This is a genomic window from Kosakonia sp. H7A, from assembly GCF_003028445.1.
GTDB classification, from domain to species: Bacteria; Pseudomonadota; Gammaproteobacteria; order Enterobacterales; family Enterobacteriaceae; genus Kosakonia; species Kosakonia radicincitans.
In genome coordinates this window covers 603079-628546 of sequence record NZ_PYTZ01000002.1, presented here as the reverse complement: position 1 = coordinate 628546, position 25468 = coordinate 603079, and the positions used below count along the sequence as shown (strand labels likewise).

Here is a 25468-nt window from a genome sequence, read left to right as displayed (position 1 = left end):
CAGGCTCCTGCAACAAACGCGACTCAATGATGTGCGAGTATGCACAGGCATGATGGCATTGAACATATTAGGAAAGTGGCGGAAAACGCCGGAATGCGCGGCACTGAAAGGCCTTAAGGTGAACTGACGTCGGTGACGGTCCATACGGTGGGCTACGGCCCTTTACTCCTGACTAATTAAACGAACGGTAAACATAACAGAGAGCATTTATTGTTGGCAAAGATTTACCAGACTTTGCAAATTATGTGGATATTTTGCGCTCCGAAATTTCATCAACACGAAACCTAAATTACGGATCTTCATCACATAAATTATTTTTTCACTATCTAAAATAATTCACGACGGAAATTAGTCTTTTGCTTTAACCCTTATATCTGAATCGATTCGGTTTACCGGGACAGATTCCACAATACACCTATTAACGGTGTGTTAACGACAAGAAGAAGGAGGTAGCAAGTGACCATTGCTATTGTTATAGGCACACATGGTTGGGCCGCGGAACAACTGCTGAAAACCGCCGAAATGCTGCTGGGCGAGCAGGATAACGTCGGTTGGATTGATTTCGTTCCCGGTGAAAATGCGGAAACGTTAATCGAAAAGTACAACGCGCAACTGGAGAAACTGGAAACCAGCAAAGGCGTGCTATTTCTCGTCGATACATGGGGCGGTAGTCCGTTTAACGCTGCCAGCCGTATTGTCGTCGATAAAGAGCATTACGAAGTCATTGCCGGCGTAAACGTTCCGATGCTGGTGGAAACACTGATGGCCAGGGACGATAACCCGACCTTCGACGAACTGGTGGCGTTAGCCGTCGAAACAGGACGTGAGGGGGTGAAAGCCCTGAAAGCGCAACCTGTTGAAAAACCGACTCCTGCTTCTGCTCCTGCGGCGGCAAAAGCAGCAGCGCCTGCGAAGCCAATGGGTCCGAATGATTACATGGTTATCGGCCTTGCGCGCATCGATGACCGTCTGATCCACGGCCAAGTGGCAACTCGCTGGACCAAAGAGACCAACGTCACGCGCATTATCGTCGTCAGTGATGAAGTGGCAGCGGATACCGTACGTAAGACCCTGTTAACCCAGGTTGCCCCTCCCGGCGTAACTGCGCATGTCGTGGATGTCGCAAAAATGCTGCGCGTCTACAACAACCCAAAATATGCGGGTCAACGCGTCATGTTGTTATTCACTAACCCGACCGATGTGGAACGCGTTGTTGAAGGCGGTGTGAAAATCACCAGCGTCAATATTGGCGGTATGGCGTATCGCCAGGGCAAAACCCAGGTGAACAACGCTGTTTCGGTCGATGAGAAAGATATCGCAGCATTTAAAAAACTGAACGAACGCGGCATCGAACTGGAAGTCCGTAAAGTTTCAAACGATCCGAAACTGAAAATGATGGATTTGATCAGCAAAGTGGCGAACTAACCGCGGCGGCCTGATTAACTCAGTTTTCACACTTACGTCTGATTTAGCTATAGGAGAAGTACAATGGAGATTACCACTCTTCAGATTGTGCTGGTGTTCGTGGTTGCATGTATCGCCGGTATGGAGTCGATACTGGACGAATTCCAGTTCCACCGTCCGTTGGTGGCATGTACGCTGGTGGGTATCGTCCTGGGTGATATGAAAACGGGTATCATCATCGGTGGTACCCTGGAAATGATCGCGCTGGGCTGGATGAACATCGGTGCCGCGGTTGCCCCCGATGCCGCGCTGGCGTCCATCATTTCAACCATTCTGGTCATTGGCGGGCATCAGAGCATCGGGGCCGGTATCGCGCTGGCCATCCCGCTGGCCGCTGCGGGCCAGGTGTTGACCATTATCGTTCGTACCATCACCGTAGGCTTCCAGCATGCGGCGGATAAGGCGGCTGAAAGCGGCAACCTGACCGCGCTCTCGTGGATCCACGTCTCTTCCCTGTTCCTGCAAGCCATGCGTATCGCCATTCCGGCGGTAATTGTCGCCATCTCTGTCGGCACCAGTGAAGTACAAAGCATGCTGAACGCCATTCCTGAAGTAGTGACCAGCGGTCTGAATATCGCCGGCGGCATGATTGTGGTTGTAGGTTATGCAATGGTCATCAACATGATGCGTGCAGGCTACCTGATGCCGTTCTTCTACCTCGGCTTTGTAACCGCCGCCTTTACCAACTTCAACCTGGTAGCGCTGGGTGTTATCGGTGCGGTAATGGCGATTCTCTACATTCAGCTCAGCCCGAAATATAACCGCTCCGCAGGTGGCCCTGCTCCGGCGGCGGGTAATAACGATCTTGATAACGAACTGGATTAACAGGTGAACGACATGGTTGATATGACTAAAACTCCGACTGAGAAAAAACTCACCCAGAGTGACATTCGTGGTGTGTTCATTCGTTCTAACCTGTTCCAGGGTTCATGGAACTTCGAACGTATGCAGGCGCTGGGCTTCTGTTTCTCAATGGTACCGGCTATTAAACGCCTTTACCCTGAAAATAACGAAGCGCGCCGCCAGGCAATTAAGCGTCACCTCGAATTCTTCAACACCCATCCGTACGTGGCCGCGCCGGTACTCGGCGTTACGCTGGCAATGGAAGAGCAGCGTGCTAACGGCGCGGAGATCGACGATGGTGCGATCAACGGTATTAAAGTGGGTCTGATGGGGCCGCTGGCCGGTGTGGGCGACCCGATCTTCTGGGGAACCGTACGTCCGGTATTTGCGGCACTGGGCGCGGGTATTGCCATGAGCGGCAGCCTGCTCGGGCCATTGCTGTTTTTTGTCCTCTTTAATATTGTCCGCCTGGCGACACGCTATTACGGCGTGGCGTACGGTTACCGTAAAGGTATCGACATCGTTAAAGATATGGGTGGCGGCTTCCTGCAGAAACTGACCGAGGGGGCGTCAATCCTCGGCCTGTTTGTCATGGGCGCCCTGGTGAACAAGTGGACACACGTTAACATTCCAATGGTTGTATCGCAGATCACCGACCAGACCGGTAAAACGACGGTGACTACTGTACAGACCATTCTCGACCAGTTGATGCCGGGTCTGGTGCCTCTGCTGTTAACCTTCGCCTGTATGTGGCTGCTGCGTAAGAAAGTAAACCCGCTGTGGATTATCGTCGGGTTCTTTATCATCGGGATTGTAGGTTACGCGATTGGCCTGTTGGGCCTGTAACCGGGTATGTGTTAACCGGGGGCTTACCGCCCCCGGTTTTTATTTAAGGAGGAACAATGACCGTTACGGATAGCGTTCTGCTGGCGTTTGTCGCCGCCCTGTTTGCTTTCGCCATCTATGACGAATTCGTTATGCCACGTCGTCAGGGCACATCGCTACTGACCGTTCCCCTGCTACGCAGAAGCCGCACTGATGGCGCTATTTTCGTCGGCTTGCTGGCGATCCTGATCTATAACAACACGATTAATGGCGGTTCCTCTTTAACGTTGTGGTTATTATCTGCGCTGGCATTGCTCGGTATTTATCTTTTTTGGATCCGCTCACCGAAAATCATCTTTAAAGAGTGCGGCTTTTTCTTTGCCAATGCCTGGATCGAATATAACCGTATTAAAGAGATGAATTTATCGGAAGATGGTGTGTTGGTCATGCAATTAGAACAGCGACGCTTGCTTATCCGCGTGCGAAATATCGACGACCTTGAGAAAATCTATAAGGTTATCGTTAATACTCAATAAGTTAAGATATAGCAAAATCTATATTTACCCGCATAAAAAATAAGCTAATTTATAGCCATTGCTATATTCAGGTGAAAATGTACTTATATTTATTAACGTTATTTTCACCTATAAATCTAAATGCAAATCGTTATCAACTAGTTACCGGGATTATATTTTTCGGTTGTTGTTTTATATTCTCAAAATATGTTAAGGTTCGTCCGTCGTTGGGGAGTAGCCGATTTCTGCTTATCCGGAAATGTACGTGTCAACATACTCGTTGCAAAACGTGGCGCGTACGGACTGAGTCTGTTTCAGTCAGGCGAGACCATTGGCACATTAACTGCTGTTTACTGGGGGCAGTGATGTGTTTATGGAATTCCCGGTCAGGACGTCACGATGAATCTCTCCGCCACTCTTCTTCTCGCTTTTGGCATGTCCATGGATGCTTTTGCTGCTTCCATCGGCAAAGGCGCGACGCTGCATAAACCTAAATTCTCTGAAGCTCTGCGCACGGGTCTTATTTTCGGCGCCATTGAAACGCTGACGCCGCTCATCGGCTGGGGCCTCGGTATGCTGGCAACCCAGTTTGTGCTGGAGTGGAATCACTGGGTCGCGTTTGTGCTGCTGGTGTTTCTTGGCGGGCGCATGATTATTGAAGGCGTGCGCGGCGATGACGGTTGCGAAGTGGAAACGCCGCATCGTCATGGTTTCTGGCTGCTGGTCACGACAGCCATTGCCACCAGTCTGGACGCAATGGCTGTGGGCGTCGGTCTGGCTTTCCTGCAGGTTAATATTATCGCCACCGCGCTGGCGATTGGTTGTGCAACGCTGATTATGTCGACGCTCGGGATGATGGTTGGTCGTTTTATCGGCCCACTGCTGGGCAAACGGGCCGAAATTCTTGGCGGTATTGTGCTGATTGGCATTGGCACACAGATCCTGTGGAGCCACTTCGCCGGTTAATCTTCCCGCTGTAAGCAGTGAATACTGAAATCCGTCTGGCAGCGGAAGCATTCCGTTGCCGCTAATTTTTCCCATACTTCCGGCTTCGCCCGCCATGCAAATGGCGTCATCTGTAGCAAAGCCACCGCTTCCTGACCGGTAAGGCTCATCTCATAAGCCAGCGCGCGAGTTTCTACTACTTTAAACCCTTCCATTGCTCCCGCGTTTTCAGCATGTAGTTTTACTTCGTCGTAGATTAACCCTTTCAGTTCCAGCAAATGACGAGGCCCAGGAGCAGCAGTAATAACAACACCACCGGGCTTGATTACACGCACCAGTTCTTCCGCTTTACAGGGAGCATAGATGCGAACCAGAGCGTCTATGCTCTTATCTTCAAACGGCAGACGATGGCTGGAAGCCACACAAAACATAACCTGCGGATAGCGTTTTGCCGCCGCGCGGATCGCGGCCCTGGAGACATCCAGCCCAAATGTTTTTGCGCCGTGGTGTCTGGCTATCGCAGCAAAGGCCTGAGTGTAATACCCTTCCCCGCAGCCAATATCCAGTATCGCGTCGGCCTGCTCTGGCAATCTGGCCTGTAACAGAACGCCGATGGCATCCCGCAGCGGCTGATAGTGCCCCTCATCCAGGAATGCACGACGCGCCTGCATCATCTCTGCGCTATCGCCGGGATCGCGGGAACGTTTATGCTGTACCGGCAACAGATTCACATAACCTTCTTTCGCCAGATCGAACTGATGACGCTGCGGACAAACGAAGGCACTCTCGCGACGCTGTAAAGGCGAGTGACAGAGCGGGCAACTGAAAGGCATAAAAACTCCGGAGGGTATTTCTCAAAGGGCGAAAGTGTACCGCCATTTGTCGCACGAGGAAATTAAAAAGCCCCGCACAAGTGCGAGGCTTTATGGCTGACTTTAACGCGCGAAGCGCGTACAAGCTCAGAGGTGTCGAAATCAGATAGCAGTTACGTTAACTGCAGCCGGGCCTTTCTGACCGTCCTGAATTTCAAACTCAACGTTCTGGCCTTCAGCCAGAGTTTTGAAGCCGTTACCCTGGATTGCAGAGAAGTGTACGAATACATCTTTGCTGCCGTCTGCCGGAGTAATGAAACCAAAACCTTTAGACTCGTTGAACCACTTAACTTGACCTTTAATCTTTGCCATTTGCAAAATTCCTTAATGTATATACTTCGCCCGCAGGCATTGACTGAGAAAACTGAGACATTACTGCTTGAGGCACTAATATAAGGTTCGGCAGAGAAGCTGTATTCAACGAAACGTGTTTACTCAGGACTTCTTTACTGAAAATGCCACACATAAACAGAACTGTACCTCGATTGACCCAAAACGTGTTATCACACAATATGTAAATTATGGCAAGCCATTTTTAAACATGTCTGGATCCGCCGCACAAATTCTAAGGTTATCAAAGCTTCTTCTGCACTTTTATGCATTACGATGAACGCTATAGCAGTCACCAGGCCCTTATCCTCATGCATCGACAATAGCTGATTTTTCACCATTGCTCAATAGGTTCCATGTGCTCAAACGAGCCACAATATGTCTATGCATATAGCGTATATCATAAGAACTTTTTACGCATAGTTATGCTTTTTTTATCGTCCAGGACGATTCTTAAACTATTAAGACAACAGAGGAAACTATTTACCTGGTTTACTCTGGATAGTTGTTGTGCAAATAAGCTTTGCCCTGCACCAAAATAATGAATTTATGATGACATTGCCTCATAAAAAGGCAATAAAAACGTTTCGATAAAAATAAAACAATGTCATTTAAAAAACACAATACTTTTGGAACGAAGCGGGTGTATTAACCGAGGGATAAATACTGACCGATTTTCAGGATTCTAAAGTTATCATTATCCGTTGCCGCTTCGCTTAATGACAGCTGCAATTCCTTTACCGGTTGATCCAGGGATTCATCAGCCAGTTCAAACACGCCCCAATGGACTGGAAATGCCAGCGGACTGCCCAATTGTTGCCATAGCGCGACAGCACTTTGCGGATCCATATGGTTAATCGACATAAACCAGCGCGGCGCATAAGCGCCTACCGGTAATGCGACGACATCCAGCGCACCTAAACGCTGTGGAATAGTGAGCAACTCCGGAGTGTATCCCGTATCACCTGCAAACCAGAACCGCCCTTTTGCTGATTCAACCACCCAACCGCACCATAATGAACGGTTGCGGTCCCATAGTGTTCGCATGCTCCAATGTTGTGCAGGCACTGCCGTATAGACCATTCCCTGAAATGTCACACTTTGCCACCAGTCCAGTTCCGTTACGTGTCTTGCGCCCAGGCGGCGGATCAGCACTGCCAACCCAAGCGGGACGAAGAACTGCACGTCAGGGAAACGGCGCAAAAGCGCGCGCAGCGTCCACGTATCCAGATGATCATAATGATTATGGGAAATCAGGATCGCATCCAGTTGTGGAACATCTTCAATGGCAAGCGCAAGCGGCGTACGTCGCTGCGGGCCGGCAAAACGGACAGGAGAAGCACGGTGGGAGAAGACAGGATCGGTCAGAAGGTATTGCCCCTGAAGGCGTAACAAAATACTGGCATGACCCAGCCACCACAAACCGTCGCTGTCGCCAGTGATTTCCACTTTTTGCCACCACTGCTCGATAAAACGGGCATAGCCATCAGCGGGAGGACGGGGAAGCCCGGCAGCTTTGCGCTCATTGCGCCAGCGCTTAACGTCACCGGGTTGATGTTCGACGGGCGTCGTATTGATGAACCCATCAGGGGAGTGATGAGAAAGTGCAGGATTATACCAGGGGTTTTTCCAGACCATCTCATCCTCCTGCGTCGTTAGCGTTCAGCCACCAGACGGATGAAATCCTCATCCTCTTCTTTTTCCTGCTCTTTGGCAGGCGCAGTTTGCGGTTCTTTTTCGGGCTCGTTAGATTCACACAAACGGCGCAACAATGCATTTTGCCGTTTTTGCTGATCCAGCAGCGCTTCAAGCAGCTCAATCTGCTCATTTGTACGCGAGCTGGCGCGATTGATAAAGAACCAAAGAACCAGCCCGACCAGCAGAACCACCAAAGAAACAACAATAGACGCAATATTAAGCGCGCCCGAATTTATGACTTCGTTCATTTCACCACCTCATGTTGACGCGACATTTTACCACTGGCGTCAAGGAAGGAAATCATTCACTGAGAAATTACCATTCATTACCAGGGGATGAATTTATTGACGATGCAGATGCCGCTGAAAAATTGTACATCCTGATCGCACATCACGTTAAGCATTTGAGTCCAGAGCAGCAGGCAGCCTACCAGCACGACAATCAGGATCAGCCACTTATATTTTCTCACTCCACTCTCCAGTACATTGTCAGGTGTAACCAGGTTAGCATGGCAACATTAAACCGCGACTAACTGTATCTCTATTCGCGATTTTTCGGAATGCATGACTTGTTTCAGTCAGTAAATCAGGTAGCTTTAAGATATGATTTAGTGTGAAGCAAGGAGCTGATATGCGAACACTTATTCGCGCCGTTATCGTTGTTGCGCTGCTGTGGATTGGGCTTCTGCTGAGCGGTTATGGTGTGCTGATTAGCAGTCACGAAAATGCTGGTGGGCTGGGATTACAATGTAAATATGTAACAGCGCGTGGCACCAGTACCGCACAATATGTACATTCAGACAATGGTTTTTTCGGGCTGGCAAATTGCCCTCTGATACGTAAAAGCGACACCGTTATCGACAACGGCTAGCATCGGGACAAAAAAACCGCCATGTCGGCGGTTTTTTTCTTTCGTTTGTCAGAACGGATACTGGTTATAACCCATCTGTTCTGAAATTTTGCGTGCAGCCTGATGAAGCATGGCCACATATTCATGCAGGCGCTCTTCAGAGAAACGCAGCGTCGGGAAAGAGATACTCAGACCGGCAATAACCACGCCAAAACGGTCGAAAACCGGTACACCAATGCAGCGCAGGCCTTCTTCCTGTTCCTCATTATCTTCGCCGTAGCCTTGTTCACGCACAACATCCAGCATCGGCAGGAGATCTTCGGTGCTGGTAATCGTACGATCGGTGCTGCGCTTATATTCAACCCCTTCAAGGATCTGCTTAACCTCTTCACGATCGCGCCATGCCAGCAGCACTTTACCGATAGCGGTACTGTACAGCGGGTTGCGGCGACCAATGCGAGAGTACATGCGCAAGTTATACATCGAATCAATTTTATGGATGTAAACAATGCTGTCCTCATCAAGTGCGCCGAGGTGGATGGTCTCTTTCGTCAGACGAGAGAGCTCACGCATCTGGATATCCGCACTGCGGATCAGATCCACGTTTTGCAAAGCTCGTGCGCCAAGCTCGAACAGCTTAAGCGTCAGGGAATATTTTTCAGATTCCCCTTCCTGCGCAACATAGCCCAATGATTTCATTGTTTGCAAAAAGCGATAGACGGTGCTTTTCGACATCATGACACGCTGCGACAGCTCGGTGATGCCGATTTCACGCTCTTCGCCGAGCGCCTGCAGAATGCCAAATACCTTCAATACTGAAGAGACAGAATCTGGCTGCTTGTCCAAATCTGCGATAGCCATTAATCACCTCATCGCGTGTGTTTTATAAAATTCAGAATCGGTTTTTATTATAAATTCGTCGCTCAGTCGCCGCAATGCACGTTTGTCAACTTCGTTACAATTCTGCGACATAAAGCCCGTTACAAATCTGCGACATAAAGCCGGAATGCAGATGATAGAATCATTATACAAATAACTGTGTGACATTAACCCTGAAATTTTTATGGATAAATCACCTCTGGACGGGCTCCCCGTTCCACTGCGCTACGGCGCAGTGTTGACCATTGTTATTGGTATTGCTATGGCAGTGCTTGATGGGGCTATTGCTAACGTCGCGTTGCCAACCATTGCACGCGATCTCAACGCTTCACCCGCAAGTTCTATCTGGATTGTTAACGCTTACCAGATTGCGATCGTGGTCTCCCTGCTCACACTCTCTTTTCTCGGCGACATGTTTGGTTACCGTCGGGTTTATCAGTGTGGCCTGGTACTGTTCACTCTCACTTCCCTGCTCTGCGCACTCTCTGACTCATTACTGACATTAACACTGGCGCGTGTGGCGCAAGGGTTTGGCGGTGCGGCGCTGATGAGCGTGAATACTGCGCTCATTCGTCTCATCTACCCGCACCGTAGCCTCGGGCGCGGTATGGGGATCAACTCTTTTGTGGTGGCGGTTTCATCGGCGGCGGGGCCGACAATCGCCGCCGCCATTCTCTCCGTGGCTTCCTGGCAGTGGTTATTCCTGATTAACGTACCGCTCGGCATTATTGCTTTACTGCTGGCAATTAAATTTTTACCACCGAATGCAGCTCGCACTTCAAAGCCCAAATTCGATCTGCCAAGCGCTGTAATGAATGCATTAACATTTGGCTTATTGATTACCGCGCTGAGCAGTTTTGCTCAGGGGCAATCAACCACACTCGTGGCGGCCGAGATTGTAGCATTGCTGATCATCGGCGGGTTCTTTGTACGCCGACAACTGCGGCTGCCAGTGCCACTTCTGCCAGTCGACTTACTGCGCATTCCACTTTTTTCGCTCTCTATCGGCACGTCAGTCTGCTCGTTCTGCGCGCAAATGCTGGCGCTGGTGTCCCTGCCCTTCTTTTTGCAAACCGTACTTGGGCGTAGTGAAGTAGAAACAGGCCTGTTGCTGACGCCATGGCCGCTGGCAACGATGGTTATGGCGCCGCTGGCCGGTTACCTGATTGAGCGCGTGCATGCCGGGTTACTGGGTGCTTTAGGGCTGGTGATGATGGCATGCGGGCTTTTCGCACTTGCGCTTCTCCCGGGATCACCGGCAGATATCGATATCATCTGGCGTATGGCGCTGTGTGGTGCCGGTTTTGGTTTGTTCCAGTCGCCAAACAACCACACAATTATCACCGCTGCGCCGCGTCAGCGCAGCGGTGGCGCTAGTGGGATGCTCGGTACGGCACGGTTGCTGGGACAAAGCTCCGGTGCCGCGCTGGTGGCATTAATGTTCAACATGTTTAACACCCACGGCACGCATGTTTCATTGTTGCTGGCAGGGACGCTGGCTACCGTAGCGGCCATCATCAGCGGACTGCGGATCTCACAGCCGAAAGCAGAGTAATCAATCATCATCTCCCCAGGGGTTGAGGGATGATAAAAAAAGCGCGCCAGTTGGCGCGCTTTGTAGTTCCTGCCGCTGCGTTATTTCAGATACTCACCAGAACGCAGCGCTTCAATACGTTTGTCCAGCGGTGGGTGCGTCATGAACAGCTCGCTCAGCGATTTAGATTTACCGTTGATGCAAAACGCCATCATGCTGCTCGCCTCCTGCGGCTCATAACTGGTTTTCAGACGCTGCAACGCAGCAATCATTTTCTCGCGGCCAACCAGTTTTGCAGAACCGGCATCGGCATGGAACTCGCGATAGCGAGAGAACCACATGGTAATAATGCTGGCCAGAATACCGAACACCAGCTCCAGTACGGTTGCGACCACGAAGTAGATCATCGGATTGCCGTTGCTCTCTTCGCCATCATCACGATTGCCGCTGAGAAACCCGGCTGCGACCTGGGCGATAATACGCGAAATGAAGATCACGAAGGTGTTCACGATCCCCTGAATCAGTGTCATTGTCACCATATCACCGTTGGCAATATGGCTAATTTCGTGGGCAATCACCGCTTCAGCTTCGTCGCGGCTCATGTTCTGCAACAACCCGGTGCTGACTGCCACCAGTGAAGCATCACGGCGCGCGCCGGTCGCAAAGGCGTTAATATCCGGTGCGTGATAAATGGCGACCTGAGGCATGGCGATGCCCGCCTGGCGAGCCTGTTGCGCCACGGTATCCATCAACCAGCGTTCCATGTCGTTACGCGGCTGTTCGATCACTTCACCACCTACAGATTTCAGCGCCATCCATTTCGACATCAACAGCGAAATGAACGAGCCACCAAAACCAAACAGCAGCGCCATAATCATCAAGCCCTGAACGCTGCTCGACTGAATGCCCGTCAGGCTAAGCACCAGGCCGAACACCAACATCACGGCCAGGTTAGTCAACAGGAAGAGCGCGATTCGCATCATAATTTTCTTTTAACCTCAACTTAACAAAACGCACAATGCGGTTACCCACATCGTATGGGTATACGCGCCATTTTCAAGCATCAGGGTGTTGTAAGTCACCAGAAAGACACAACTTTACATTTTGTAGCATAATGCTTACGCCAGTAAGGATGTGTTAAAAAAACAGGCACAATTTCTTGTGCCTGTATGGAGATTACTTCGCGGGGGCTGGGTCTTCCGCTGGCCGATCTTTTTCCTCATGAGCCAGGTCAAGAGCAATATGTACCGTCTCGTCGAGGTACGGATCCGGCTCCTGGTAATCCTTCGGCAGATCATCCAGTTTTTTCAGCAACGGCTTACCTTCTCGCTTGAAGCGGTCATTGAGGCGCGAAAGACGAATTGCATCATCTTCGGCGTTCTCTTTCTCACGCTGCGCCAGATTGAGCGATACGATATTACGTTTATCTTTCAGGGCATTGAAACGCGCAATGTCCTTCATGATGTACTGGAACTCAGGATCTTTCGCAATACGCTCTTCATGTTCCTTCAGCAACGTCGGTCCGAACGGTTTCAAATCACCGGACTTCACAAAGGTGGCAGCATTGATGCTGTCCCACGGCAGTGCATTGTCTTCGAATTTTTCCCCGGTCTCCGTCACCTGCGTGCCGGTCGGCATAATAATATCCGGCGTCACGCCTTTGCGCTGCGTACTGCCACCGTTAACGCGATAGAATTTCTGGATGGTATATTGCACCGAACCCAACGCAGGCCACTCAGGACGCAGCATCTGATCGTAAATACGGTTAAGCGAGCGGTACTGCTGAACGGTGCCTTTACCGAAAGTCGGTTCGCCAACAATCAACGCGCGACCATAATCCTGCATCGCCGCCGCAAAGATTTCCGATGCCGAGGCGCTAAAGCGGTCAACCAGCACCACCAGCGGGCCTTTATAATAGACCACGCCGTCCGTATCGCTGTCTTCGCGCACTTTGCCGTTATTATCGCGCACCTGCACAATCGGGCCGGACGGAATAAACAGGCCGGAAAGCGACACCGCTTCCGTCAGCGCACCGCCGCCATTACTGCGCAAATCGATAACCACGCTGCTGACGTTCTGTTTTTCCAGTTTTTGCAGTTGCGCTTTAACATCATCAGTTAGCCCAACATAGAAGCCCGGAATATCCAGTACGCCCACTTTCTCTTTGCCGACCGTCTTCACGGACATTTTCACCGCCCGGTCTTCCAGACGAATGCGTTCGCGCGTCAACGTCACAATGCGCGTCTTCGTCCCCTTACCTGCTGGCAAGATTTCGAGGCGCACTTTGCTGCCTTTTGGCCCTTTAATCAGCGCCACCACATCGTCAAGACGCCAGCCAATGACATCGACCATGTTCTGCCCTGTCTGGCCGACACCAACAATGCGATCGCCAACGGTAATCGCTTTGCTTTTCGCCGCCGGACCACCCGCCACCATCGAGTTGATGACGGTGTAATCATCGTCGCCCTGCAACACTGCGCCAATACCTTCAAGCGAGAGGCTCATTTCAGTATTGAATTGCTCAGTATTACGCGGTGAGAGGTAATTGGTATGCGGATCGATCTCACGGGCGAATGAGGTCATTGCCAGCGAGAACACATCTTCGCTATTGGTCTGCGCCAGGCGTCGAATCGCAAATTTATAGCGACGAGTCAGCGTCTCACGGATCTCTTTATCATCTTTCCCGGTGAGTTTCAGGCTCAGCTCATCATACTTAACTTTGCTGTCCCACAGCGCGTTCAGCTCCGCCTCATCTTTCGGCCACGGCGCTTTGCTGCGATCTAAGTTGAAGGTGTCGTTGCCGCTGAAATCCATCGGACGTTCCAGTACTTTCAACGCGTACTGATAACGTTCAAATCGACGCTTTTGCGCCAGATTGTACAGGTCGTAGAAGACGTCCAGTTTTCCGCTGCGCAGCTCATCGCCGAGCACGCCTTTCTTTTGCGAAAACTGCTCAACATCGCTGGCCAGCAGCACATTGTGGCTGTAGTCGAGCAGGTTGAGGTAACGGGTAAAGATCTTCGCGGAGAAAGCTTGATCCAAATCGAACTGGCGGTAGTGGGAACGGGTAAAACGTGAGGTAACCCGTTCACTCACCGTCGCGTGCTGAGTCTCTTCCTTCAAAATCGGAATTTGATCGGCACGGGTGATATCTTCCACAGCCAGTGCATGGCCTGTTACGAATAACAGACCCGCTAACGCTGTGCGCTTAAACAAAGTGTTCATGCCAGGCCAGGCCTCCGTTTCAGAACAATAAATGTTCTGCGCGTACGATCATCGACATACCCGAGCTAAGCTGTACGCGAACGCCATCTTTGGTGATTTCCAGCACCGTAGCATCCATCGCATTGTTCCCCGCTTTCACCTTCAGGTTCTGGCCCACGCTCAGTACAGATAAATCCGAAACAGGAGTATGGCGCTCTTCCTGCTGCTGCACCCGCGGCGTTTTCGCGACAGGTTTATCAGCGCGAGGTTTGCGCTCGGCACCCTCTTTACGACGCGGAGCCGGACGGGCTTTGCGTTCGCGACGCGGTGCGTCTTCCTGACCCGCAGCAGCGGCAGCTTCTCGTTTTTTAGCTTGCTGTTCAGCGCGTTGCGCCTGAACACGCGCTTTGGCTTCTTCAAGCTGCTTGCGAGCGTGCTCTACGTGTTGCTCATCCAGCACGCCGCAGGCGTTGCCGTCGAGATCGACGCGAGCCGCGCCGGCTTTGATACCGTACAGGTAACGCCAGCTTGAAGTATAAAGACGTAAAGCAGAACGAAGTTGGGTTTTGCTGAGATTCATCTCACCCTCAACGCGCTCAACCAGATCCTGAAAAATACCAATTTTCAGGGGACGTGCTTCACCTTCAGCACTGAAACAGTGAGGAAAGCGTTCGGCCAAAAAAGCGATAACTTCTTTACTGCTATTCAACTTAGGTTGATTTTCCATGAAATTTCCTGATTACAACGGACGTTGCCAACAAGCGCAGGCATGAACAGGCGTCATTATAATGACGCATTCAGTAAATGCTACGTTATCCGCTGATTATCCTGCGACGGTGGCAAAGATTTTTTGATAATCGGTCGCCGCGAGGACATTTTCCAGATGTGAAACCAGCTCGCTCAGCCCTTGTTCATCCTCAGCCGTGAAGCGAGAGAAGACGACGCTATCGATATCCAGTACACCAATAATCTGATTATTCACCGTGACAGGCAGTACGATTTCGGCGTTGCTGGCGGCATCACAAGCAATGTGTCCGTCAAATTGATGAACATCTTCCACGCGCTGCACACGCGCTTGCGCCACAGCCGTTCCGCAAACACCCCGACCGACCGGGATACGAACGCAGGCGATTTTGCCCTGGAACGGCCCTAACACCAGCGTGTCGCCTTCCAGCAGGTAAAAACCGGCCCAGTTCACGCCTTCAAGACGTTCAAACAACAGCGCACTGGTATTCGCCAGCGTAGCTAAAAAACTGGTTTCACCTGCCATTAACGCCTGAAAATCGCGATTAAGATCCGCGTAAAATTCTGTTTTGTTCATTACCTGACCATTTTGCTGTCTAACTTTGAGAAACTGCTTAGCCTATTAAAATAAGCATTAAATGCGTTGATGCTCAAGATGTTCCATTCATGAGTTAAGATAGTTTTATTCAAACCTTTTCTGAAGCATGCAATGGCTCTCAAGATACAACGCATCACACCTGCCAAAAAAATTGCCGTTCATCAGGTCGGTGAAGCTCTGCCCCGCGCACATTATCAGCGCTGCCCGCAATGCGATACGCTTTTTGCGTTACCGGTTATGAAATCGCACCAAAGTGCATTTTGCCCCTGCTGTGATGCGAAAGTCCGCGACGGTCGCGACTGGTCATTAACCCGCCTCGGCGCCATGGCCATCACGATGATTTTACTGATGCCCTTCGCCTGGGGCGAACCGCTACTGCATCTCTACTTACTCGGTGTGCGTATCGATGCCAACCTGCTGCAGGGGATCTGGCAAATGACTATGCAGGGCTCGCCGCTCACCGCTGCCATGGTGCTTTTTTGCAGCGTTGGCGCGCCGCTGGTACTGGTGACAGCTATCGCCTATTTATGGCTTGGCAACATTCTGGGAATGAACCTGCGCCCGGTGCTATTAATGCTGGAGAAGCTCAAAGAGTGGGTCATGCTGGATATCTATCTGGTCGGCGTCGGTGTCGCCTCCATCAAAGTGCAGGATTACGCCTTCCTGCAGCCAGGGATTGGGCTGTTTGCTTTTGGCTCTCTGGTCGTTCTCAGCATCATGACGTTAATCCATCTCAATGTGGAGCAACTCTGGGAGCGGTTCTATCCTCAACGGCCCGCAAAACGGCCGGATCCGAAGCTGGAAGTGTGTCTGGGCTGCCATTTCACCGGTTTCCCTGATATTCGGGGGCGCTGCCCACGTTGCCACATTCCGCTTACCCATCGACGCAAGCAGAGCCTGCAAAAATGCTGGGCGTCGCTGATTGCCTCTCTTATTTTGCTGTTCCCGGCGAACCTGCTGCCGATTTCAATAATTTACGTGAATGGTTCTCGTCAGGAGGATACCATTCTCTCCGGCATTATTTCGCTCGCACACAGCAATGTCGCGGTGGCTGGCGTGGTATTTATCGCCAGTATTCTGGTGCCGTTTACCAAGGTGATTGTGCTGTTTACACTGCTTGTCAGCATCCATTTTAAATTTGAACAGGGGTTACGCACTCGCATTCTGTTACTGCGTTTCGTGACGTGGATTGGGCGCTGGTCGATGCTCGATCTGTTTGTCATTTCACTGATGATGTCACTGATTAATCGCGACCAGCTACTCGCTTTTACCATGGGACCAGCCGCGTTTTATTTCGGCGCGGCGGTAATTTTGACTATTCTTGCTGTGGAATGGCTGGACAGCCGCTTACTTTGGGATGCACATGAGTCAGGAAACCCCCGCTTCGCCGACTGAAGCGCGAATTAAAACGAAACGGCGTGTTTCGCCGTTCTGGCTGTTACCGGTTATCGCCCTGTTGATTGCAGGCTGGCTTATCTGGAGCAGCTACGAAGATCGCGGCAATACCATTACCATCGATTTTATGTCGGCTGACGGCATTGTCGCCGGGCGCACGCCGGTGCGCTATCAGGGCGTCGAGGTCGGGACTGTCCAGGACATTCGTCTCAGCGACGATCTGAAAAAAATCGAAGTGCGCGCCAGTATCAAATCGAATATGAAGGATGCGCTGCGCAACGAAACGCAGTTCTGGCTGGTCACGCCCAAAGCCTCGCTGGCGGGAATTTCCGGCCTTGATGCGCTGGTCGGGGGCAACTATATCGGCATGATGCCAGGCAAGGGCGATCCGCAGGATCACTTCACCGCGCTGGATACCCAGCCGAAATACCGGCTGAACAACGGCGAATTGATGATTCATCTGCACGCGCCGGATCTCGGGGCGCTGAACAGCGGTTCGCTGGTCTATTTCCGCAAAATCCCGGTCGGCCGCGTTTACGACTATTCGATCAACACCAATAAACAGGGCGTCACCATCGACGTGCTGATCGAGCGTCGCTTCACCAATCTGGTGAAAAAAGGCAGCCGCTTCTGGAATGTCTCCGGCGTGAAAGCCGACGTCAGCCTGAGCGGCGCGAAAGTGCAGCTTGAAAGCCTGGCGGCGCTGGTCAACGGCGCGATCGCTTTTGACTCTCCGGATGAATCACAGCCAGCGGTTCAGGATGATGAGTACGGCTTATACGAAGATTTAGCGCACAGCCAACGCGGCGTGCTGGTGAAGCTCGACCTGCCAGGCGGCCAGGGGCTGAAGGCCGGATCGACACCGCTGATGTATCAGGGGCTGGAAGTGGGTCAGTTGACTAAAATCGACCTCAATCCGGGAGGGACGGTCAGCGGTGAAATGACCGTCGATCCGAGCGTGGTCAATTTGCTGCGCGACAATACCCGTATCGAAATGCGTAACCCCAAAATTTCGCTCAGCGATACCAATCTCAGCTCGCTGCTGACCGGCAGTACGCTGGAGCTGATACCAGGCGAAGGCCAGCCGCGCAATCAATTTGTCGTGTTGCCAGCGGATAAAAACCTGTTGCAGGAGCCGGGGGTGATTACCCTGACACTTACCGCGCCGGAAAGCTATGGCATCGATGCCGGGCAACCGCTGGTGCTGCATGGTGTCAAAATCGGCCAGGTGCTGGAGCGTAAACTGACGAATCAGGGCGTAACCTTTGCCATCGCTATCGATCCGCAATATGGCGACCTGGTCCACGGCGACAGTAAATTCGTGGTGAACAGCCGCATCGATGTCAAAGTCGGGCTGGATGGCGTTGAGTTTCTCGCTGCCAGCGCCAACGAGTGGATAAACGGAGGCATCCGCATTTTGCCCGGCGTGAAAGGCGAAATGAAAAAGAGCTATCCGCTGTTTGCTAACCTCGATAAAGCACTGGAAAACAGCCTCAGCGATCTGCCCACCACGACGTTGACGCTGACAGCGGACACCCTGCCGGACGTACAGGCCGGTTCGGTCGTTCTCTATCGCAAGTTTGAAGTCGGTGAAGTGATTACCGTACGCCCGCGCGCCAATGCCTTTGATATCGATCTGCATATCAAACCGGAATATCGCGATTTGCTGACCAGCAACAGCGTCTTCTGGGCAGAGGGCGGTGCGAAAGTGCAGCTTAATGGCAGCGGGCTGACGGTTCAGGCTTCTCCCCTTTCCCGAGCCATCAAAGGCGCCATCAGCTTTGACAACCTGAGCGGCGCGAACCGGGAACTGAAAAAGGGCGAGAAGCGTCAGCTTTATGCCTCAGAAACCGCGGCTCGCGCTGTCGGCGGGCAAATCACGCTGCATGCATATGATGCCGGGAAACTCGCGGCGGGCATGCCGATCCGTTATCTGGGCATCGATATCGGCCAGGTCCAGGATCTGCGCCTGATCACCGATAAAAATGAAGTGCAGGCCAGCGCGGTACTCTATCCGGAATATGTACGCAACTTTGCGCGCAACGGTTCGCGTTTCTCGGTGATCACTCCACAAATATCGGCGGCGGGCGTCGAGCATCTGGATACGTTGTTGCAGCCTTATATCAACGTCGAACCGGGCCGGGGCGATATGCGCCGCGACTTTGAAATTTCAGAAGCGACGATCACCGACTCCCGCTATCTCGATGGGCTGAACATTATCGTTGAAGCGCCGGAAGTGGGCTCAATGAATATCGGCACGCCGGTGCTGTTCCGCGGAATCGAGGTAGGTACAGTGACCGGAATGACGCTGGGCACCTTGTCGGATCGCGTTATGGTGGCCATGCGCATCAGCAAAAACTATCAGCATCTGGTGCGTAACAACACGGTATTCTGGCTGGCTTCCGGTTATACGCTGGATTTCGGTCTGGTCGGCGGCGTCGTCAAAACCGGCACATTCAATCAGTTCATTCGCGGTGGTATTGCTTTCGCCACGCCGCCGGAAACGCCGCTGGCACCGAAAGCGCAGCCGGGTAAACACTTCCTGCTGCTGGAAAGCGAGCCAAAAGAGTGGCGCGAATGGGGCACTGCCCTTCCCCGCTAACCCTGCCTGCTCCGGCGTGTTTGCGCCGGAGCCTTTATGCTACACTGCGCGCCTGTTTTTCTCCTTGTGGTGCGCCCCGTGGCTCAAAACGCTGTCTACCTCCCTGAGGAATTCCTCGCGCAAATGCGCCTGGCAATGCCGGAACATCTCTCTTTCGATGAGTTTATCGCTGCCTGCCAGCGCCCGCTGCGCCGCAGTATTCGCGTTAACACGCTGAAAATCTCTGTCGCCGATTTTCTCACCCTTGTCGCCCCTTATGGCTGGCAACTGACGCCGGTACCGTGGTGCGAGGAAGGGTTCTGGATCGAGCGCGATGATGAAGAAGCGCTGCCGCTGGGCAGTACTGCTGAGCACCTGAGCGGGATGTTTTATATTCAGGAAGCGAGTTCAATGTTGCCCGTTGCCGCGTTGTTTGCCGATGGCGAAATGCCGCAGCGCGTGATGGACGTAGCCGCCGCACCGGGCTCCAAAACCACGCAGATCGCCGCGCGGATGAATAATTCCGGCGCCATTCTTGCCAACGAATTTTCCGCCAGCCGCGTCAAAGTGTTGCACGCGAATATCAGCCGCAATGGCATCCGCAATGTGGCCATGACACATTTTGATGGCCGCGTATTCGGCCCTGCGCTGCCCGAGATGTTCGACGCTATTCTGCTTGATGCGCCCTGCTCCGGCGAAGGTGTAGTGCGTAAAGATGCGGATGCGCTGAAAAACTGGTCCGTCGCCAGCAATCTGGAAATTGCGGCCACGCAGCGTGAACTGATTGATAGCGCTTTTCACGCGCTGCGTCCCGGTGGCACGCTGGTCTATTCCACCTGCACGCTCAACCGCGACGAAAATGAAGCCATCTGCCACTGGTTGCGGGAACAGTACCCGGATGCCGTCGAATTTCTGCCGCTGGATGGGCTGTTTGCCGATGCCGCTCGCGCTATAACAGCGGAAGGTTTCCTGCACGTATTCCCGCAAATTTACGACTGCGAAGGTTTTTTTGTCGCCCGTCTGCGTAAAACGGCGGCGGTCGAGCCTTTGCCTGCACCGACGTACAAAGTGGGCAATTTCCCTTTCACGCCGCTCAAAGCAAAAGAGGCGTCCCAGGTCGCAACGGCTGCTACTGCCGTAGGCTTACGCTGGGACGACAGCCTGCGCCTGTGGCAGCGCGATAAAGAGCTGTGGCTGTTTCCGACCGAAATCGAGCCGTTAATCGGCAAAGTCCGCTTCTCGCGCATTGGCCTGCGTCTGGCGGAAACGCACAACAAAGGGTATCGCTGGCAGCACGAAGCGGTGATTGCGCTGGCGGGCCAGGATAACCCGCTGGCGTTTTCCCTGGCGCTCGCCGAGGCGGAAGAGTGGTATCGCGGACGCGATATTTACCCGCAAACACTGCCCGCGCGTGACGATGTGATTGTCACTTTCCAGGGGCAACCGCTGGGTCTGGCGAAAAAAGTGGGATCGCGGCTGAAGAACAGTTATCCGCGTGAACTGGTGCGTGATGGCCGATTGTTTGCCAGTAATGCGTGATGCCGCACAAAAAAAGCGCACATTCTGACTGGCATCTTTCTCCATGTTGTACCAGGCTGAAATTTGGACGGCTACACTGGTCGTACCACATTTCAACGTTCAACGGAGAGCATTATGACGAAAACCAGCGTGCGCATTGGCGCATTCGAAATCGATGATGCCGAGTTGCAGGGAGAGAACCAGGGGGAGCGAACGTTACATATCCCCTGTAGTTCCGATCCAGATTTATGCATGCAACTTGATGCCTGGGACGCGGACACCAGCATTCCCGCGCTCCTTAACGGCGAACATTCGGTCCTTTATCGCGAGCATTACGATCAACAATCTGATACCTGGGTTATGCGCCTTGCCTGATCCAATGGAAACCCGTCCGTAAGACGGGTTATTTACCCGCCTGATTTCCCCTGCCTGAATTCATCCCCTACACTTATCGTTACGTTGTACGGAACTGAGGGATGGAATGTTCGCGCTGGTCTTATTCGTTTGCTACCTGGACGGTGGATGTGACGACATCGTAGTCGATGTGTTTAATACGGAGCAGCAGTGCCTTGTTGCCATGGACAATCAACGCATACGCTATGGCGGCTGTTTTCCCGTCGAAGAGTTTATTGATGGTTTCTGGCACCCGGCCAATGAATTCAGCGATTTTTAGCTACTGTAACTGCACCAGCGTTAATTCACCGCCGAAGACAGCTCCGGTGTCGATGTAGTGCTGGTTTTGTCTGTCAATGCGCGCTTTCAGCGGCGTATGACCAAACCAGAAATGATCGGCGCCCGCAATACGCTGCCCTTTTCCTGCCAGCCACTGGTTGAGCCTGTCGCGGCGCCACAGCACCGATTCACCGTCCACGGCTTGTTCCCACTGGTACTCTTCAGCCGGGTAATCCGCATGCGCGATGACGTTCACCGCGCCGCCGCAGCGTATCTCCAGAATATAAGGCAATTCAGCGCAGGTGCGCAGCGCGGCCAGCGCCTCTTGCTGTTCCGCCTCGCTGAGGGCACTAAACCAGCTACCACCATTGAGTTGCCACATCGCCATATCGCCAAAACGCAGGGCGTCAATCGCCATCTGCTCATGATTACCGCGCACGGTCTTAAACCAGCGTTTTTTGAGCAGCGCCAGGCAGCGCAGGCTATCCGGCCCGCGATCGATTAAATCCCCCACGCACACCAGCAGATCCTGGTACGGATCAAACTGGCGTGCGCGTAGCGCCTGCATTAAACGCTGGTGGCAACCGTGCAGATCGCCAACCAGCCAGATATGCCGCCAGCGCTCTCCATCAAGACGTTGATACATAATTTCCCTCCCTTTTTTGAGTATAGGAAAATCCTTGACAGATGGAGTAATAATTGCGCTCAGCCTGTTAATTAAATAAAGGTTAAATGAAAGCGAAATAAAACAAAGGCGCCTATTAATTTGTATTTTCCAGACCTCTAAAATATCAATATATTAATTAGAGGCCATTCACCGTGTCGAATATTAGTCAATCAACAGAACTTAAACAAAATAATAATTCACACATTATTGGTGATCTGGTGAGTGGTCGCCTCGTGCCTGGCCCCATCTGGAAAAAGCGCGAGTATCGCCTTAAGTTTCTGCTGCGTTCGCTGCTGTTCTGGTCTGCCACCAACCGCATGCTTAATGCCCTTTCCCGCCGCCCGGATTTCGACCGGCTGCTGGCGACCCAAATCACACTGCCGAGTAAATCGCACCGTCAGTATCTGACGCGCGGTTTACATGCCTCACAGCGTGCCGATGCCATTATCAACCACTACCACTGGCTTGATAACAACGTATCACCGCGACTGGCCGCGGCCCTCAGCGCGACAGAACCCACACAGATTATTGATTTTATGGGGAAAGATGATACGCATTTCACGGTGTATGCTTCTAACGCCAGCAAAGCGGAACGCGAAGGGGAAAGCACACTCTGGTTGTGCGATGGCGACAATACGTTACTGGCCAGCGCAACGTTCAGCGTGATCAGCGAAAAGGGGCAGCAAATTCTGGTCATTGGTGGTCTGCAAGGCCCGCGCAAAGAGGTCAGCCATGAGGTCATTAAACTGGCGACCCGCGCCTGCCACGGCATTTTCCCGAAAAAAATCGCCCTTGAAGTACTGAGCCAGCTCGCCACACTGACCGGTATTTCGGCAATCTATGGCGTAAGTGATAACGGGCATGTGTTCCGTGCGTTGCGTTATCGCCTGAGCAAAGGACGACATTTCCATGCCAGCTATGATGAATTTTGGGCGTCGATTGAAGGGGCAAAAGATAATACCTGGCGCTGGCGTTTGCCGCTAATTTTTTCACGTAAGTCGCTGGAAAGTATCGCCAGTAAAAAACGCGCAGAATATCGCCGTCGTTTTCAGTTACTGGATGATGTTGCAGAAAAAATGCATGCGTTGGTGCTGAAATAAATATAAACGGGCGGTGATTTACCCTGCCCGTTTATATTTTTTACAACAAAAACATCATTGCCGAATAATAATTCCGCAAGACGCGATCACCTGATTGTCTTATTTTCCATGGTGATAATTATCTTGCCTGACGGCCCACGCTCCAGATGTGCCAGCGCCGCTGGCAGCGCTTCCAGCGGATAAAGCTGGTCTATCACCGGAGCGAATCCCTGTTGGTCGACAGCAACGCAGAGATCTTCAAGCGCCCGTCGGTGTCCGGTGCCAATGCCATAAATATGCAGATCTTTAAACAGCAACGGTTCCAGCGGCGAAGAAACCTCGAAACCCGCCAACGCGCCAATCAGATAAATTTTTCCACCCACCGCCGCCATTGCGGCGGACTGACCCAGATGGCTGCCACCGACAAGCTCCAGCACGTGATCCACCCCACGATCGGCGGTTAATGCCAGAACCGTCGCCACAACATCCTGCTGGCGATCGATCACCTCATCCGCGCCCCACTGTTTCGCCTGTTCACATTTGCTGCTTCGGGTCACCAGCAAGGTGCGCGACCCTTTCATGCAGGCAAGCTGCAGTGCGGCGAGCGCCACGCCGCCAGTTCCTTCTATCAGCACCGTTTCTCCGGGCTGGATATTGCCGCGTTCGACCAGTGCGAACCAGGCCGTGAGCGTAGCGCAAGGTAAAGTGCTGGCTTGCACATGATCCAGAGAAACCGGTTTGCGTACCAGCCAGTTCTCTTTCATTACGACATACTCCGCCAGCACGCCCGGATAGAATCCGCCCAGCGTCCGGTAAGACATTTCACGCGCATTACCCGGCCGTGGCCCGTCCTGCCACTCCGGCGTAAAGACAGAAATCACCTTATCGCCTGGCACAAAGCGGGTCACATTCGCGCCGGTAGCCACCACACAACCTGAAAGATCGGAGCCAGGTGTAAAAGGAAAACGCAGGGGTAAACCGCGCCCATTTTCGATGACCATCAGGTCCCGATGATTGAGGGCAACTGCCATCACTTTTACCAGCACTTCATCCGCTGCGGGCTGTGGCCGGGCAACATGATTCAGCGCTAACGCGTCACGCCCTGTCTGGTTCATTTCCCAGCGTTTCATGGTCTGCATCGCTTCTTTTCCTCGGTTATTGATCTGTTTTGCATTCTGACAGCGCCGGGATTGCGAATTAATACCTTATAATCCGCATGAACTGGTGAATGAGGGGCAACAATGTGAAAGGAACCGAATACACGGAACTGGTCGCTTTTCTGGCGGTCGCCGAGGAGAAAAACTTCCGCCGCGCCGCGGGGAGACTGGGGTTATCCCCGTCAGCGGTGAGTCATACCATTCGCACGCTTGAAACCCGATTGCAGGTTCGCCTGTTCAATCGCACCACGCGCAGCGTTTCACCGACGCAAGCCGGGCTGGATTTTATTGCCCGACTCTCTGCGCCGATGCAGGCGCTGGAGAGCGCAGTTGAGTCCGTCAGCGAAACGGGGCCGGCGCTGCGGGGCAAGCTGCGCATCAATCTGTCACGTCTGGCCGCGCAGCGCGCCATTCTGCCGAAGCTGCAACGCTTCATGTCGCTTTATCCCGGCATCCAGCTTGATTTGGTCATTGATGATCATCTTGAAGATGTGGTGGCCGCCGGGTTTGATGCCGGGATCCGCACCGGAGACCGCGTGCCAAAAGACATGATTGCAGCGCGCATGACAGACGATCTGCAAATGGTGATTGTCGCAGCGCCCTCCTGTTTCCGCGAGCAGCCTCTGCCCACGCGGCCTGAAGCCCTCAGCCAGTATCGCTTGATTAATTATCGCTGGAGCGAGAATGGCGCGCAGTATCGCTGGAAACTGCAACGCGGTAATGAAAAAGTCGAGGTTGCCGTCGATGCGGCATTAACCGTCAATGATATCAATGTGCAACTGGCTGCCGCTGAATCGGGCGTCGGGCTGGCGTTATTGGAAAAACAGCAAGTCCACGCCGCCATCGAAGCGGGAACGCTGATTCACGTCCTGCCGCAGTGGCATAGACATGAAGAGGGATTCTTTCTTTACTATCCGCGCAACGCTTTTATGGCGCCAGCAATGCGCTTACTGATCGATTTTTTTCGCCTGCAGTCAGGCTCACGGCCGCGCGGCTGAACGGGGGCGGCAAAGCCCCCGCCAGCCTGCGGGTAAAATAAAGAGAGCAATTCTCTGTTTTCACCCGGCCCACTCCGCTTCCGGCATATGCCGGTTTTCAG

Annotated in this window: 26 protein-coding genes, 1 pseudogene and 1 riboswitch; of the genes and pseudogenes, 14 read left to right on the top strand and 13 right to left on the bottom strand. The window is 52.6% G+C overall.

The window, feature by feature from the left end; all coding sequences use genetic code 11:
• Positions 1 to 456 precede the first annotated feature (456 nt).
• The 5 genes from manX to mntP all read left to right on the top strand — a co-directional run bounded on the left by manX (position 457) and on the right by mntP (position 4613).
• Complete coding sequence (gene manX / locus CWM66_RS11010; protein ID WP_007371638.1) at positions 457 to 1425, top strand: PTS mannose transporter subunit IIAB; 969 nt, start codon at positions 457 to 459, stop codon at positions 1423 to 1425.
• Positions 1426 to 1488: 63 nt separating this feature from the next.
• Positions 1489 to 2289: a PTS mannose/fructose/sorbose transporter subunit IIC gene (locus CWM66_RS11005; RefSeq protein WP_007371637.1), complete on the top strand. Its 801-nt coding sequence runs from the start codon at positions 1489 to 1491 to the stop codon at positions 2287 to 2289.
• A 12-nt stretch (positions 2290 to 2301) separates the two neighbouring features.
• Positions 2302 to 3153: a PTS mannose transporter subunit IID gene (locus CWM66_RS11000; RefSeq protein ID WP_007371636.1), complete on the top strand. Its 852-nt coding sequence runs from the start codon at positions 2302 to 2304 to the stop codon at positions 3151 to 3153.
• 56 nt (positions 3154 to 3209) lie between these two features.
• Positions 3210 to 3668: a DUF986 family protein gene (locus CWM66_RS10995; RefSeq protein WP_007371635.1), complete on the top strand. Its 459-nt coding sequence runs from the start codon at positions 3210 to 3212 to the stop codon at positions 3666 to 3668.
• A gap of 196 nt (positions 3669 to 3864) precedes the next feature.
• Positions 3865 to 3967, top strand: a riboswitch (yybP-ykoY riboswitch).
• A gap of 79 nt (positions 3968 to 4046) precedes the next feature.
• A complete protein-coding gene (gene mntP / locus CWM66_RS10990) occupies positions 4047 to 4613 on the top strand; it encodes a manganese efflux pump MntP (protein ID WP_007371634.1) in 567 nt (188 codons plus the stop codon).
• Here mntP and rlmA read toward each other — a convergent pair.
• The 6 genes and pseudogenes from rlmA to mgrB form a co-directional block, all read right to left on the bottom strand.
• Positions 4610 to 5425: a 23S rRNA (guanine(745)-N(1))-methyltransferase gene (rlmA, locus tag CWM66_RS10985; RefSeq protein ID WP_007371633.1), complete on the bottom strand. Its 816-nt coding sequence runs from the start codon at positions 5423 to 5425 to the stop codon at positions 4610 to 4612. The genes mntP and rlmA overlap by 4 nt on opposite strands.
• Before the next feature lie 141 nt (positions 5426 to 5566).
• Positions 5567 to 5776 (bottom strand): transcription antiterminator/RNA stability regulator CspE, encoded by a 210-nt coding sequence (cspE, locus tag CWM66_RS10980; RefSeq protein WP_001062678.1) that lies wholly within the window; start codon positions 5774 to 5776, stop codon positions 5567 to 5569.
• Positions 5777 to 5788: 12 nt separating this feature from the next.
• Positions 5789 to 5930 (bottom strand): annotated as a pseudogene (locus CWM66_RS10975) (DUF2627 domain-containing protein).
• A gap of 512 nt (positions 5931 to 6442) precedes the next feature.
• Entirely contained in the window at positions 6443 to 7432 is a 990-nt protein-coding gene (locus tag CWM66_RS10965) for an MBL fold metallo-hydrolase (protein ID WP_035887463.1), read from the bottom strand.
• A gap of 17 nt (positions 7433 to 7449) precedes the next feature.
• A complete protein-coding gene (locus CWM66_RS10960) occupies positions 7450 to 7740 on the bottom strand; it encodes a YebO family protein (RefSeq protein WP_035887465.1) in 291 nt (96 codons plus the stop codon).
• Positions 7741 to 7817: 77 nt separating this feature from the next.
• Positions 7818 to 7961 (bottom strand): PhoP/PhoQ regulator MgrB, encoded by a 144-nt coding sequence (mgrB, locus tag CWM66_RS10955; RefSeq protein WP_007371630.1) that lies wholly within the window; start codon positions 7959 to 7961, stop codon positions 7818 to 7820.
• 161 nt (positions 7962 to 8122) lie between these two features.
• Between mgrB and CWM66_RS10950 the strand changes: the two genes are divergently transcribed.
• The gene (locus CWM66_RS10950; protein WP_007371629.1) at positions 8123 to 8362 is read left to right on the top strand and encodes a YobH family protein; all 240 of its coding nucleotides are present in this window, start codon (positions 8123 to 8125) and stop codon (positions 8360 to 8362) included.
• Positions 8363 to 8410: 48 nt separating this feature from the next.
• Here CWM66_RS10950 and kdgR read toward each other — a convergent pair whose 3' ends face one another.
• On the bottom strand, positions 8411 to 9202 hold the full coding sequence (gene kdgR / locus CWM66_RS10945) for a DNA-binding transcriptional regulator KdgR (RefSeq protein ID WP_007371628.1): 792 nt from the start codon (positions 9200 to 9202) through the stop codon (positions 8411 to 8413).
• A 202-nt stretch (positions 9203 to 9404) separates the two neighbouring features.
• Here kdgR and CWM66_RS10940 point away from each other — a divergent pair, with 202 nt between their 5' ends.
• The gene (locus CWM66_RS10940) at positions 9405 to 10775 is read left to right on the top strand and encodes an MFS transporter (RefSeq protein ID WP_007371627.1); all 1371 of its coding nucleotides are present in this window, start codon (positions 9405 to 9407) and stop codon (positions 10773 to 10775) included.
• A gap of 80 nt (positions 10776 to 10855) precedes the next feature.
• On the opposite strand, the gene htpX is transcribed toward CWM66_RS10940, so the two are convergent.
• The 4 genes from htpX to CWM66_RS10920 all read right to left on the bottom strand — a co-directional run bounded on the left by htpX (position 10856) and on the right by CWM66_RS10920 (position 15279).
• Entirely contained in the window at positions 10856 to 11737 is an 882-nt protein-coding gene (gene htpX / locus CWM66_RS10935; RefSeq protein WP_007371626.1) for a protease HtpX, read from the bottom strand.
• Between the two features lie 193 nt (positions 11738 to 11930).
• A complete protein-coding gene (gene prc, locus CWM66_RS10930) occupies positions 11931 to 13979 on the bottom strand; it encodes a carboxy terminal-processing peptidase (protein WP_007371625.1) in 2049 nt (682 codons plus the stop codon).
• A gap of 19 nt (positions 13980 to 13998) precedes the next feature.
• Positions 13999 to 14685, bottom strand: coding sequence for an RNA chaperone ProQ (gene proQ / locus CWM66_RS10925; RefSeq protein ID WP_007371624.1), 687 nt, complete (start codon positions 14683 to 14685; stop codon positions 13999 to 14001).
• A 96-nt stretch (positions 14686 to 14781) separates the two neighbouring features.
• The gene (locus CWM66_RS10920; protein WP_007371623.1) at positions 14782 to 15279 is read right to left on the bottom strand and encodes a GAF domain-containing protein; all 498 of its coding nucleotides are present in this window, start codon (positions 15277 to 15279) and stop codon (positions 14782 to 14784) included.
• 132 nt (positions 15280 to 15411) lie between these two features.
• Between CWM66_RS10920 and yebS the strand changes: the two genes are divergently transcribed.
• The 5 genes from yebS (at position 15412) to CWM66_RS10895 (ending at position 21467) form a co-directional block, all read left to right on the top strand.
• On the top strand, positions 15412 to 16695 hold the full coding sequence (yebS, locus tag CWM66_RS10915; RefSeq protein WP_007371622.1) for a membrane integrity lipid transport subunit YebS: 1284 nt from the start codon (positions 15412 to 15414) through the stop codon (positions 16693 to 16695).
• Positions 16664 to 19297 (top strand): PqiB family protein, encoded by a 2634-nt coding sequence (locus tag CWM66_RS10910; protein WP_072440795.1) that lies wholly within the window; start codon positions 16664 to 16666, stop codon positions 19295 to 19297. The genes yebS and CWM66_RS10910 overlap by 32 nt, the downstream gene beginning before the upstream one ends.
• 78 nt (positions 19298 to 19375) lie before the next feature.
• The gene (gene rsmF, locus CWM66_RS10905; RefSeq protein WP_199200041.1) at positions 19376 to 20815 is read left to right on the top strand and encodes a 16S rRNA (cytosine(1407)-C(5))-methyltransferase RsmF; all 1440 of its coding nucleotides are present in this window, start codon (positions 19376 to 19378) and stop codon (positions 20813 to 20815) included.
• Between the two features lie 114 nt (positions 20816 to 20929).
• On the top strand, positions 20930 to 21169 hold the full coding sequence (locus CWM66_RS10900; RefSeq protein WP_007371619.1) for a YebV family protein: 240 nt from the start codon (positions 20930 to 20932) through the stop codon (positions 21167 to 21169).
• A gap of 106 nt (positions 21170 to 21275) precedes the next feature.
• Positions 21276 to 21467, top strand: coding sequence for a YebW family protein (locus CWM66_RS10895; RefSeq protein WP_007371618.1), 192 nt, complete (start codon positions 21276 to 21278; stop codon positions 21465 to 21467).
• On the opposite strand, the gene pphA is transcribed toward CWM66_RS10895, so the two are convergent.
• The gene (gene pphA / locus CWM66_RS10890) at positions 21468 to 22112 is read right to left on the bottom strand and encodes a protein-serine/threonine phosphatase (protein WP_007371617.1); all 645 of its coding nucleotides are present in this window, start codon (positions 22110 to 22112) and stop codon (positions 21468 to 21470) included.
• 173 nt (positions 22113 to 22285) lie between these two features.
• Between pphA and CWM66_RS10885 the strand changes: the two genes are divergently transcribed.
• The gene (locus tag CWM66_RS10885; protein ID WP_035887470.1) at positions 22286 to 23233 is read left to right on the top strand and encodes a VirK/YbjX family protein; all 948 of its coding nucleotides are present in this window, start codon (positions 22286 to 22288) and stop codon (positions 23231 to 23233) included.
• Positions 23234 to 23319: 86 nt separating this feature from the next.
• Here CWM66_RS10885 and CWM66_RS10880 read toward each other — a convergent pair whose 3' ends face one another.
• The gene (locus tag CWM66_RS10880) at positions 23320 to 24351 is read right to left on the bottom strand and encodes an NAD(P)-dependent alcohol dehydrogenase (protein ID WP_107146641.1); all 1032 of its coding nucleotides are present in this window, start codon (positions 24349 to 24351) and stop codon (positions 23320 to 23322) included.
• 104 nt (positions 24352 to 24455) lie between these two features.
• On the opposite strand from CWM66_RS10880, the gene CWM66_RS10875 reads away from it, so the two are divergent.
• Positions 24456 to 25367: a LysR family transcriptional regulator gene (locus CWM66_RS10875; protein WP_035887474.1), complete on the top strand. Its 912-nt coding sequence runs from the start codon at positions 24456 to 24458 to the stop codon at positions 25365 to 25367.
• Positions 25368 to 25468 lie beyond the last annotated feature (101 nt).